Here is a 12,896-nt window from a genome sequence, read left to right on the forward strand (position 1 = left end):
TTTATTAAGTTTTAAAATATCGGATAATCGACCATTTAATATAATGACCTGTTTAATTAAATAAAAATAATATCTTATTTATATTTAAAACATTATTTATTTTAAATATAACATATCTTTTTGTGATAGGCAATATTTTTACAGAAAAAAAACAATTTTATAAAAAAGCAATTTTTGTTTGATTTTGTGTATTTTATGAATGCCTAACTTTGGTCCTCTTGATAACACTGGTCGGCATTTATTGACCAAATATTGGTCTTGTCAGAAATATTATGGGTAATATTTTTAACGGCAGCCATGGCGGTTAACATTGAATGGTCCATATTGTTATAGCGATGCATACCGTTTCTGCCTATTAAATACAGGTTATTGAATTTGTCAATAAATTCACGGATTATCGGTAATTTATCATAAGTTCCAAAATATGCCGGATAAGCTTTGGGAACTTTGACCACGATGCTGTCTAATATGTCATCGCTATTTACTATGGCAATTTTTTCTAATTCTTTGATGGCAAAAGTGGTAAAATCTGTTTTTGTTTTTGACCATAGTTCATCACCTTCAGTGCAAAAGTATTCCAACCCCAGCCAAATATTGGTGTCATCATTCACCAAATAGGGACTCCAATTATTAAATATTTGCAATCGACCGAGTTTTACTGATTTTTCCTGGATATAAATCCAATTGTCAGGAATAAGACCGTGTCGGGTTTTAAGTTTGGTTTTATTTTTTAGTTTTATTTTTTTGCACAGTAAACCTACTGTTATAAAGTCGCGGTATATAAGACCGGCAGCAACAGCGGTGACTATCGGGGGAACAGCTGGCGGCATTGCTTTGATAAGATCACGGATGGGCATGGATGACAAGAAAAAATCAGCTGAATAAAAAGTAGTTTTATGTTCAATAGTATTTTTTATCCAGACGCCATTAATTTTATTAGAATTCCAAGATAATTTTTTTACTGGGCAGCGCAGTTTTATTATACCGCCGTGCTGGGTAATTTTTGCAGCGACTTCTTCCCACAGCTGGCCGGGACCGTATTTAGGATACATGAATTGTTCGATGAGAGAGGTTTCAATATTTTTTTGTGTCAGGGAATAGTTGTTGACGAAAAGATTCTGCAGGGCATGTTTAATGAGTTTCCAAATGGATAGTCCCTTTACACGCTGTACCCCCCAGTCCGGGCGTATTTTACAGCAGGGTAGACCCCAGACTTTTTCTGTGTAGTCTTTGAAAAAAGTATTGTATAATTCCCGACCAAAGTGATTGATAAAAAAATCTTCCAGGGTTTTTACCGATTTAATGGGGAACAGCGAAATATATAAATAACTTAAAATGATTTTTATGGTACGTGATAGTCCCAGATTGGCAAAGGTACGCCATTTAATACTCAATGGATAATCAAAGAATTTTTTTAAAAAGAAGATGCGGGATAGGCGAGAGCGCACAAGCATGACATTATCGGTTTGTTCTGGGTCAACAGGAAAGTTTTGATTATCAGGCAATTCGGCAGATTGTCCGGTAAAATTATAACCACGGTTTTTTTTTGTCTGCAGCGGTAGTATGTCTGTCCACCATTTATTAATTATTTCGGATTTGGAAAAAAAGCGGTGTCCGCCGATATCCATGCGGTTGCCTTTGTAATTTATTGTTCGGGAAAGTCCACCGACACTGTCGGAAGATTCGAATATTATGGGAGTGATGTCGGTATTTTTCAATAATTCATAAGCTGCAGTTAATCCGGCCGGACCGGCACCAATAATGATAGCAGTTTTTTTCATCCTAATTGTCTCCAGTTTTTTTTCGGAATAATAATAGTTTTCTGCTGCCAAAGTTCCAAAAAAATACTATTATGGCTGTGTAAATTTTAGAAATAAGATAATAATTATTACAGACAGCAGTGAAAAACCAAATGAAAAGTTCATTAAATCCCAGTCCGACTATTCCAATTAAAGTAAAAATAGAAAATTCGGCAGGGCGGTTGTTTAAAATATGATCGGTGAAAATAAAGTGCACACTAAGCATATAGTTTAAAATCAAACCGGCTATAAAAGCAAAAACGGCAGAAATCCAATAGTAAAAATTGAAAAAGGTAGTAAGAATATAAAGCAGGGAAAAATCCAGTAAAAAGGAAATACCACCTGCTAAGATGTAATAAATTAATTCATGGATGACAGAAGATTTTTTTGCCAAATCAGCAGTCGATACCGCCATAAGTTTCACCACCAAATAAAATGTAATGAGTATCAAGGTGTGACTGATTTATAGAGGCGGTAGTTTTTGTCAGAATAAATCAGTTTATAGGCAGGGTCATTGTATAGGTCAGTGTACAATGCGTCATCGTGATAAGTTAGAAAATGCGTGAAGTGATAGTGCTTGATAAAATCTTTATAATATATATGGGAAGTTTCGAGTTGGAAATATTCGTGCAGGATATCCGTTTGCCAGTTGTTGCGCGGCAGGAAAACATCGGCACGGGTATCCAGATAGCAGCGTATACCCTTGTACTCAGCATAATTGCCGGTGTTATAGTTGGTCCAAAGTCTGATATCATCAGTAGATGCATCCTGCAGCAAACAGTTTACAGCAGGTTCGGTTTCAGAGACAAAATCCGGATTTTGGTAATGATCATTTTCATGGATGATAAATATCGTGAAAACAAGTAATAAGATAAAATAAGCGATTTGTCTGGTAATCAGTTCAAAGGAAAGCTGCCGATGAGACTTTTTTAGGAAACGGAAAAATTCAATGGAAAAAAGTAAGCCGGCAGTAAGCAGTATAATATCGGCTGCCATGGGTAAAGCAAACAGCTTTGACAGCAATATAGTCCATTGCTTATAGAAAATAAAAGACATGGTGAACAGCAGTAAGGTAATCAGTCCGCAGCGCAGTCGATAAGATGCTTTATAAGCAGGAGTAATATAAGGTGTATCAAAAGTTAACAGTTTGTAATTTTTGAAAACATACGCAAGGGGAAAAACACCCAGTAAAAATAACAGGAATACACTGCGATTTGCCGATAAGGCCATGCAGGCGGTTCCGCCTGTCAGCAGAATATAGCGCAGTGGTGGTATTTTTCGTGCATAAACTATTGTGATATATAACAACATTGGGAAGAGAAGTTTACCCAATAAACTGGTGATAACAACGGGATGCATTTCGCTTACCAATAAGTTGATTTCAGAGTAGCCGTAGGAACGTGACAGGTAACTCATACTTTCCCAGCCATATGGATTGCAAAAACCGACTGCAAAAGAGACACATAGGCAGATCAGCAGCGGACTGAGCGGGAAGTGCATGGTAGAATGGGGAAAATGCTGTTTTAATCTGCGTAATTTTCCTAATAAAGCATCGGCAATAAATGGCAGCATCAATACAAAAAGCATTGGCCATAAGGCTGCATGCAGATTAATTAACAGTACAGAGAGAAAAGGCAATATCAATAGGTACTTTTTTTGCTGGGTGAGGCTATATTTTTCCAAGAAAAATATTTCAATTAACAATAGTAAACCAGAAAAAATCTGCGGTCGGGTACGGATGAATAAAGGAATGAATATGACTCCTATAACAGTGGTGATAATAGTGGCAATCTGCCAGTTCCTGCTGCTTACAAGCATACACAGGCGAAACAATATGTAAGTTATGAATATATCGACTATATGTAACAGAATTATCAAACCGTAAGGACCAAATGAAGCATAAACTTTCCAGAAAATAACGGCACTAAGCCATTGCTGCATAACAAAATGAAAATCCTGGTGGATAGTAAATGGCTCCATGTGTGGAATACCGTGTATTAATATATAACGGCCGCTGTTGAGAAGAAACCAGATATCATTATCCAGAGTGTAAGGAATAAATAACAGTCCGATAAATATGGAAGAGCAAAAAAGTAATTTTTTAAATTCTTTTTTTTCAGTCAGACACTTTTTCAGCAAAGAGTTCATTCCTTATATAAAGAATAATGATAAATATTATCATTTGATAGATAAAAAAGCATAAAAGGTAATTAATTGAAGCCTTTTCGGTTAATATTTATGCCTAAATAAAATATAATTTAATAAAATAAATGATATTACTTATTTAAAATATAACATATTTTTTATTTAAGGGCAATATTTTGCTCTTGATAAAATAAAAAAGGCTACCGCATGCAAACATTTTTATTCATAATATGCAATATTCTTATCCACTTATCGTATAGCAGCAGTGGTGTAGATTGCACATTATGAGGTCAATGTTGTTTATGCGGCAGCCTCGTTAATATTGTAATTAAATTTTTATCAATTCATATTGGCGTGTTCCCATGCCAAGTTTGGCACAATGGTCAAGGCAGGACTGCCATTCCGTGTCGGGATGGTTATTATGGAAATGGTCATGTTTTTGTGCCTCATTAGGATCTTTTGTGACATTTTCACCTAATATGGAATTAGTGATGACCGGAGCTTGATTGACAAGATCGGCACAGGCCTGATCGATAGCAACCGGGTCGAAAGAAGCCAGCATGCCAATATTGGGCACGATAGCGGCATCATTTTCAGCATGGCAGTCACAGTTTGGTGATACATCAACAATGAGACTGACATGGAATTGCGGGCGATCATGTAAAATAGCGCAGGCATATTCAGCCATTTTCAGATTAACCATTTTGCCGGCATTCCAATTGGTGGGAATGATGGCATTGGTCGGACATACACCGATACAACGGCCGCAGCCAACACATTTGTCTTCATCAATATGACATTTTTTATTTTCGATCAACGGAGCGGCATAAGCACATGTTTTTCTGCACATACCACAGCCAATACATTTATCTTCTTCTACCTTAGGTTTGCCATCGCAGTGCATTTCCATTTTACCGGCACGCGAGCCGCCACCCATGCCAATGTTTTTTATGGCACCACCGAAACCAGTCATTTCATGGCCTTTGAAATGGGTAAGTGTGATTACGACATCGGCATCCATCAAGGCATGGCCGATTTTGGCTTCTTTTACATATTCACCGTCAGGTACAGGTACGTAGGTTTCATCAGTACCTTTAAGGCCATCGGCAATAATATTCTGGCAGCCGGTTGACAGGGGGCTGAACCCATTGATATTTGCGGTATCAAGGTGTTCAAGAGCATCTTTCCTTGTACCAACATAAAGTGTATTGCAGTCGGTAAGAAATGGTTTGCCACCACATTTTTTTACAGCATCGGCAACTACTTTAGCGTAATTGGGGCGAAGAAATGATAAATTACCAAGCTCACCAAAATGAATTTTTATAGCGGCAAATTTATTTTGGAAATCAATGTTCTGGATACCTGCTTTAGTCAGCAGTTTATCCAGTTTTTGTAATAAATTGGGTTTACCCGGATAAACACGCATGTCGGTGAAATAAACTTTTGATTTTTCCATAAAATACTCCTTTTAAACGCCAATAATCATGTTAGTAATATATATTTATTACTTTTTCTCTATGTTTTATATTATAACAATAAAATAATTATGTTTACAAGTGAGATTTCAGATATTGACAATATTAATATTGTCCTTCGCGGCCGTGGTATAGGCACCATGGTTCTTCGGCCATATAATCGCCATCGTGGTAGTAAGCGGCTCTTGCCCGACAACCACCGCAGGATTTTTTATATTCACATTTGCCGCAGCCGCCTTTGAAATTAAATGTTCGGAGTTTATTCAAGACGGGACTGTTTTTCCATATTTCATCAAAAGGGGTTTTTCGTACATCGCCTAATTCCATATTCAAATAAGCACAAGGTTGGACTTTACCACGCGGACTTATTATACAGTAAGAGTTTCCTGCCAGACAGCCACGGCGGAAGCGTGTTTTTACGCCCATTTGGGCAGCAATACGGACAAATTGCGGAGCACAGGTCGGCTTAAGTTCAATGTCCACTTCCTGCTGCTTTTTCATGATACGTGTCAGTACATCTTCATAAGAACGGGCCCTTAATGATTCGATTTCAATTGTTTTAGCGCGTCCCGTTGGTACGAGAAAGAAGAAGTGGTGTGCCACAGCTCCTTCCGCCACAGCAAAATCAGTTATAGCTTCGATTTCATGTTGATTCCAATCCATGATGGTAGTATGGATTTGAAAGGGCAGACCAACTTTGCGGCAGTTGCGCATGCCGCGGACGGCACCGTCCCAGCCGCCGGGGAATCTACGGAATTTATCATGTTTTTCTTTATTCATAGAATCGAGTGAGATACCCATTCCCATGGCGCCGGCATCTTTTAATTTTTGAGCTAGTTGTTCAGTTAGAAGTGTTCCGTTAGTACCAAAGACTGAGCGTAAGCCGACATGGGTGGCATGAGCTACAAGCTCGACAATATCGGGGCGCAATAACGGCTCTCCCCCGGAGAATATCATTATTTTAAAACTGGCTTTGGCTATTTGATCGAGCAGTGTTTTGGCTTCGCTGGTGTTTAGTTCTTCATCGGCCTTGCAGCCGGCATCACGATAACAATGTTCGCAATACATATTGCAGGCATTGGTGGTATTCCAGGAAATTATCATTTATGTTCTCCTTACAGATTTTATACGATATTAAAAGCAATTATTGCCTGGCTAATCGGCGGTAATTTCTTCATCAGTCAGGTAACAGGATGGATCGTCACCCCAGAAATCATTATTGCGGGCTTCTGCTCTGGTGCGGAAATTACCGTTGCAGACATCGAGAAATTGACAATGACGGCAGCGTCCTTTAAGTAAAGGTTTGCGATTTTTGAGACCGGCCATTATCGGATGGGAAGTGTCCTGCCAGATATCACCAAATTTTCTTTCCCGTACATTACCAAAAGTGTAATATTGGGTAAATTGATCGGGATGTACATAGCCCATTGGGTCAACTTCACCAAAGGCAATGCCGGAGCGGTTGCCGCCATTGTAGAAAGCGTATTTCTTTATCTGGGCAGCGAGCTGTTCGTTGCCCTCCCGCAGTGCTGTCAAGTACATATAAACACTGTCACAGTGGTTGTCTACAGTAAGGATCTCTTTTTTTAGCCCACGGCGTTCAAAGTCACGAGTACGTTTGATTATGATATCCATTGCCTGACGTGATTGCTCCGGCAGCACATCTTCGTCCATCATCTGGGTACCGCGACCGGAGTACACAAGATGATAAAAACAAACCCGGTTGATATTTTCCCGTTCAATGAAGTCAAAAATATTTTCCAGTTCTTGCAGATTATGCTGATTTATGGTAAATCGCAATCCAACACGCTGGCCGACGGCAACACAATTTTCTATTCCCTGCATAGCAGCAGCAAAAGCGCCATCCTTGCCGCGAAATTTATCATTCACATCTTTTAGCCCGTCAAGTGAAATGCCGACATAACCAACGCCGATATCTTTGATACGCCGGGCATATTCACGGGTTATAAGTGTGCCATTGGTAGAAAGTGTCGGTCGGATATCTTTTTTTGCAGCGTAGTCCGCCAGCTGCAAAAAATCAGGACGAATCAGTGGTTCTCCACCAGAAAAAAGTAAGACGGGTACTTTGAAATCAGCTAAGTCATCAATGAATTTTAATGCTTCAGTGGTATTTAATTCATTTTTGTATTTTTCTGCATTGGAATCCATATAACAATGACGGCATTTTAAGTTGCAGGTGCGGGTGCAGTTCCAGACTACTACCGGTCCGGCTCCTTCGTGAACACCATTTTTGGCATCACGGGCATTTTTGGTGTAACGCAGGCTGTCGCCAAAGTAATCAGTGGCAAATAATAATTTTGTAACGCTAATCATAAAGTATAATCTCCTATATATTATCATCATAAATATGAATTGTATTCATATTTATGATAGCAGTAAGAGCCGTAAAAATCAATCCTGAAAAATAAATCATGGTATATAAATACTACTAAGTATTTATATCGGTTAGTTCAAGATATGGAACGGCATTGAGTCTCATATCGGCGTATTTACCATGTAATGATTGATAATAACCACGACAGGCAATCATAGCTGCATTGTCGGTGCAAAGAATTTTGTCGGGGAAATAAAATTTGCAGTCGTGTTCACGGCAGCCTGCTGTGAGTTTTTGTTCCAACAGGCTGTTAGCAGCTACTCCACCGGCTAACACGATGGATTTCATATGTGCGGCGTGCGCTGCTGCAATTGTTTTATATACTAGTACGTCAATGACTGCCTGTTGGAAAGAAGCAGCAACATCGGCTTTATTTATTGATTGTTTTTTTTGTTCGGCATTATGAATATAGTTGATGACTGCTGATTTTAGTCCGCTGAAACTGAATTCATAGTTTTGTTTGTCCATTAATGCATGAGGAAAGTTAATAGCAGAGGGATTACCGGTCTTGGCAAGTTTGTCGATTTGCGGACCGCCCGGATAGGGAAGCCCTAATAGCCGGGCAACTTTGTCAAATGCTTCACCGGCAGCGTCATCACGTGTTTGTCCAATTAAAGAAAAAGAATTAAAATCTTTCATGTTTACGAGTGCTGTGTGTCCACCGGATACTACAAGAGCTATGAAGGGCGGCTGCAGTTCAGGGTGTGACAAAAAATTAGCAAATATATGACCTTCCAGATGATTTACGGCAAGCAGAGGAATGCCAAGAGAAAAGGCCAATGCTTTAGCCGCCGATACACCGACAAGGAGAGCTCCGACCAGCCCCGGGCCATAGGCAACGGCTATTTGATCAATGTCGGATAATTGCACTTGGGCTTTTTTTAAAGCTTCATCGAGTACCGGCATGATATTTATGATATGTTTGCGTGATGCTATTTCTGGTACGACACCGCCAAACTTTTGATGTATTGGAATCTGAGTGGAAATGATATTGGATAAAATTTTGCGGCCATCTTCAAGTATGGCTATAGATGTTTCATCACAGCTTGATTCTATTCCTAAAGTGAGCATAATTCCTCCTAAAACAAATGAAGGATCGCCGCACGTAATCATTTCCATTCATAAATATGCAATATTCGGCTCTTGGAAGGGTGGCTGATTGCAGCTTTATGAGGTCAATGCCGTTCGTGTGACAGACCCAACAAAAAGTATTTCATTAATTATAATATATCTGTGCAATTTTGTATAATTTTTTCAAAACAGATATGATAAACATTACGCATGGCATCCTGAGTACCGGCGCCAATATGCGGTGTGGCAATGACGTTGGGCAGTTCAAGAAGTTGGTTGGCGGCATCAAAAGGTTCTTTTGACCAGACATCAATTCCGGCACCCAGAAAACGACCGTTTTTCATTTCGGTATACAGAGCGGTTTCGTTGATGACCCCGCCTCTGCCGACATTCACCAGGACAGCAGTATCTTTCATTAATTTTAATTGGTCGGTGTCTATGAAATTTGTTGTCTGTTCAGTCAGCGGCAGATGGATGCTGACAATGTCAGACGTTTGCAGCAACTTGTTTAATGGTGCGTATGTGACAGCGTATGTATTTTCAATGTCATCGGTCTGACGGGTACGATTGTAGTAAATGACATTGGCACCAAAGGCATTGGCAAGTTGTGCGGTACGTTTGCCAATGTTGCCAAAACCGATAATGCCATAGGTTTTACCCTTGATATCAAATGAAGTATCACGGTACTGCCACATACCCCATTGTCTTGTTTGGCTCATAGTTTCCAGTGGTATAATATGACGATAAATATCCAGGATAAAAGCAATAGTCAGTTCAGCAACACTTTCAGCATTGCCACCGGGAACATTATCTACTATTATTCCCAGTTTTTTAGCGGCAGCTTTATCAATATTATCGGTACCGACACCTGTTTTTTGCACTGTCTTCAACTTGATCGCTTGTTTCATTAAAGCAGCGTCGACAATATAAGTAGCAGTCAACAGGGCATCTGCACGTTTTATATACTCTTCCTGCTGCATGGCAGATAATTTGCTCCAAAAAAATATTTGTATATTTTTAGGTGCTGCGGCACGAATAAGATTTTCTGTATTGGAATCGATTTTATCTAAAAAAATACAGGTAAGCACACAAATCCCCCCCATTTAATTCTACATTATTATATAATTCTTTATTTATTAGGTAAATACTTTTTTATTTATAAATTGTCATAATTTACCGTAAAATAATAATTATTAATTATCCTATAATAACCGACATAATATTTACATTATTATTGATAATTTAGAATTTTTGTGATAAATTAATAGTATCTTATCAAGGGAGGGTGTTTTAATGAATGGTGTCTATCTTGTTATTATTACAGCTTGTTTTCTTATGCTGGCATATCGTTTTTATGGAGCATTTATTGCAGCAAAGGTCTTAACTCTTAATGAGTTTAGGACACCGCCGTCAATTCGTCTTGAAGATGGTCATGATTATGTTCCTACTAATAAATGGGTGGTGTTTGGTCATCATTTTGCGGCCATCGCCGGTGCAGGACCATTAGTTGGTCCGGTTATAGCTGCTCAATTTGGTTATCTGCCGGGAGCATTGTGGATTTTGCTCGGGTCAGTTTTTGCCGGAGCTGTTCATGATATGGTAATATTACTGGCTTCAGTGCGGCATAATGGAAAATCTATAGCTGAAATAGCTAAGGCGGAAATCAGTAAATTGGCTGGAACCAGCGCTTTGTGGGCTACGCTGTTTTTGTTGATCATTACCGAGGCCGGAATGGCTGTTGTTGTTGCTAACTCTTTATTTAATAGTCCATGGGGAACATTTACTGTAGGATCTACTATTCCCATTGCTATTTTTATTGGAATTTATATTAAATATTTACGTCCTGGTAAAATAAAAGAAGCGACGATCCTGGGGGTAACTTTGATACTGCTGGCTGTTGGATTAGGCCCATATATACGGGATTCGGCAACATTGGCACCATTTTTTACCTTTAGTGTCGTACAGATAGAAATTGGGATTGCAATTTATGGTTTTTTTGCGTCAGTACTGCCGGTGTGGTTGTTATTGGCACCGCGTGATTATCTTAGCACTTATATGAAAATAGGTACAATAGCTGCACTGGCTATTGGTATCCTTATAGTGGCACCGGCTATTCGGATGCCGGCTACATCACCGTTTCTTTGGGGCGGTGGTCCTGTGATAAAAGGATCGGTTATTCCCTTTGTCTTTATTACGATTGCCTGTGGTGCATTATCGGGTTTCCACAGTATCATAGCCACTGGTACGACGCCAAAAATGCTGACTAATGAACGGCAGATACTGCCGATTGGCTATGGGGCAATGCTTACTGAAGCTTTCATTTCAATGATGGCTTTGATTGCAGCCACCAGTCTGCATCCATCAGATTATTTTGCGATAAATTCCACGCAGCAGGCATTTAATGCCTTGGGGATACATGTACAGGATCTGCCGATGCTGTCGAATATGGTCGGTGAAAATCTCATGCACAGACCAGGTGGGGCAGTATCATTGGCTGTAGGGATGGCTGATGTTTTTTCTAAGATTCCCTTTATGGATCAGTTTATGGGTTTTTGGTATCATTTTTGTATTATGTTTGAAGCTTTATTCATATTAACCTTAATTGATGCCGGCTCGCGTGTCGGCCGTTATCTGCTGCAGGAACTTTTAGGCAGAGTGTATAAACCGTTTGGTAATACCGAATGGTGGCCGGGTATTATTATCTGCAGTGCAACGATAAGTTTATGCTGGGGTTATTTGGTATTGCAGGGTAATATCGGGGAAATATGGCCGTTGTTTGGTGTATCAAATCAGCTTTTAGGTACAATTACTCTGGCTATTGGTACGTCATATATATATCGTACCGGACGGGGCCGTTACGTATGGGTGACGATGATACCATGTTTATTTATGGCAGTGATTACTTATTATGCCGACTATCTCAATATTTTTGATAGTTATATTCCCAGTGGTAAATGGCTGCTTGTAGCAATAAGTGCTATTATGTTTGTGCTTGTGACGTTGGTTATGATTGAATCGGTCCGCAGCTGGCTGCGTTATGCCAAGACTGTACCGCAGGACTATAGGACAAGAGAAGAGATAGAGGCTGAAACAAAAGCTGAATTAGAAAAAGAAGGCCGGCCTTTGCCGGTAGAATAAAAGCTTATATTAAAAAATGGGGTTTTGGTTAAACTGGCTAATATTTAACTGAAACAAAAAACCGGCTGATCAGCCGGTTTTTTGTTTCAAAAATAAGCAAGATTGCAGATTATGCCTTTCCCTGCGAGGCAACGCTGTTGATTTTTGCCTGAATGGCAGCAGCATCACCAAGATAATATTTATTGGTGACACTCCAATTGTCATCAAATTCGTATACTAAGGGAACACCAGTTGGTATATTTACATTGACAATTTCCTCGGAAGAAAGTCCGTCGAGCATTTTCACCAGGGCACGCAATGAATTGCCGTGAGCAGCAATAATGACGCGTTTACCGGCTTTCATATCTTGCAGTATATGTTCTTGATAATAAGGTACGACGCGGGCAATGGTATCTTTTAAACTTTCACTGAGGGGAAGCTCATTTTTTATAACATTTTTGTAGGCAGGCAGTAAGGCAGGATTGCGTTTGTCGGTTTGGGATAAAAGCGGTGGGCAGACATCAAAGGAACGGCGCCATATTTTAACTTGTTCTTCACCATATTTTACAGCAGTTTCTGATTTGTTGAGACCCTGTAAAGCTCCATAGTGGCGCTCATTGAGTTTCCAGGTTTTTATCACGGGCAGCCATACTCTGTCAAGTTCACTTAAAATGATGTCAAGTGTGTGGATAGCACGCTTAAGATAGGAGGTATAGCATATGTCAAAATCAAAGCCTTTTTCTTTAAGAGCATTTCCGGCCGTGTGTGCTTCATTTCTACCTTTTTCTGTCAGATCGACATCTGTCCAACCGGTAAATAGATTTTTTTGATTCCATTCACTTTCACCATGTCTTATTAATACTAATTTCATTTGATACACCTCTTTTAAAAATA

General features: G+C 39.4%; 10 protein-coding genes. 1 reads left to right on the plus strand and 9 read right to left on the minus strand.

The window, feature by feature from the left end; translation table 11 throughout:
• Positions 1–203: 203 nt before the first annotated feature.
• The 8 genes from F8M42_RS04365 to F8M42_RS04400 all read right to left on the minus strand — a co-directional run bounded on the left by F8M42_RS04365 (position 204) and on the right by F8M42_RS04400 (position 9,973).
• Positions 204–1,781, minus strand: coding sequence for an NAD(P)/FAD-dependent oxidoreductase (locus F8M42_RS04365; protein ID WP_182188134.1), 1,578 nt, complete (start codon positions 1,779–1,781; stop codon positions 204–206).
• A 1-nt stretch (position 1,782) separates the two neighbouring features.
• Positions 1,783–2,214, minus strand: a complete 432-nt coding sequence (locus F8M42_RS04370) for a GtrA family protein (protein ID WP_182188135.1) — start codon at positions 2,212–2,214, stop codon at positions 1,783–1,785.
• Between the two features lie 32 nt (positions 2,215–2,246).
• Positions 2,247–3,938, minus strand: coding sequence for a hypothetical protein (locus tag F8M42_RS04375; RefSeq protein ID WP_182188136.1), 1,692 nt, complete (start codon positions 3,936–3,938; stop codon positions 2,247–2,249).
• Between the two features lie 334 nt (positions 3,939–4,272).
• On the minus strand, positions 4,273–5,400 hold the full coding sequence (locus F8M42_RS04380; protein WP_182188137.1) for a DUF362 domain-containing protein: 1,128 nt from the start codon (positions 5,398–5,400) through the stop codon (positions 4,273–4,275).
• Positions 5,401–5,524: 124 nt separating this feature from the next.
• Entirely contained in the window at positions 5,525–6,523 is a 999-nt protein-coding gene (gene nirJ2, locus F8M42_RS04385; RefSeq protein WP_182188138.1) for a putative heme d1 biosynthesis radical SAM protein NirJ2, read from the minus strand.
• A 51-nt stretch (positions 6,524–6,574) separates the two neighbouring features.
• Complete coding sequence (gene nirJ1, locus F8M42_RS04390; RefSeq protein ID WP_182188139.1) at positions 6,575–7,753, minus strand: putative heme d1 biosynthesis radical SAM protein NirJ1; 1,179 nt, start codon at positions 7,751–7,753, stop codon at positions 6,575–6,577.
• Positions 7,754–7,868: 115 nt separating this feature from the next.
• Positions 7,869–8,885: a tRNA (adenosine(37)-N6)-threonylcarbamoyltransferase complex transferase subunit TsaD gene (gene tsaD, locus F8M42_RS04395; protein WP_229711458.1), complete on the minus strand. Its 1,017-nt coding sequence runs from the start codon at positions 8,883–8,885 to the stop codon at positions 7,869–7,871.
• Between the two features lie 149 nt (positions 8,886–9,034).
• A complete protein-coding gene (locus F8M42_RS04400) occupies positions 9,035–9,973 on the minus strand; it encodes a 2-hydroxyacid dehydrogenase (protein ID WP_182188140.1) in 939 nt (312 codons plus the stop codon).
• A gap of 205 nt (positions 9,974–10,178) precedes the next feature.
• Here F8M42_RS04400 and F8M42_RS04405 point away from each other — a divergent pair, with 205 nt between their 5' ends.
• The gene (locus tag F8M42_RS04405) at positions 10,179–12,023 is read left to right on the plus strand and encodes a carbon starvation CstA family protein (protein ID WP_182188141.1); all 1,845 of its coding nucleotides are present in this window, start codon (positions 10,179–10,181) and stop codon (positions 12,021–12,023) included.
• A gap of 109 nt (positions 12,024–12,132) precedes the next feature.
• On the opposite strand, the gene gpmA is transcribed toward F8M42_RS04405, so the two are convergent.
• A complete protein-coding gene (gene gpmA, locus F8M42_RS04410; RefSeq protein WP_182188142.1) occupies positions 12,133–12,873 on the minus strand; it encodes a 2,3-diphosphoglycerate-dependent phosphoglycerate mutase in 741 nt (246 codons plus the stop codon).
• Positions 12,874–12,896 lie beyond the last annotated feature (23 nt).

This window comes from Pectinatus frisingensis (genome assembly GCF_014076555.1).
GTDB classification, from domain to species: Bacteria; Bacillota; Negativicutes; order Selenomonadales; family Selenomonadaceae; genus Pectinatus; species Pectinatus frisingensis.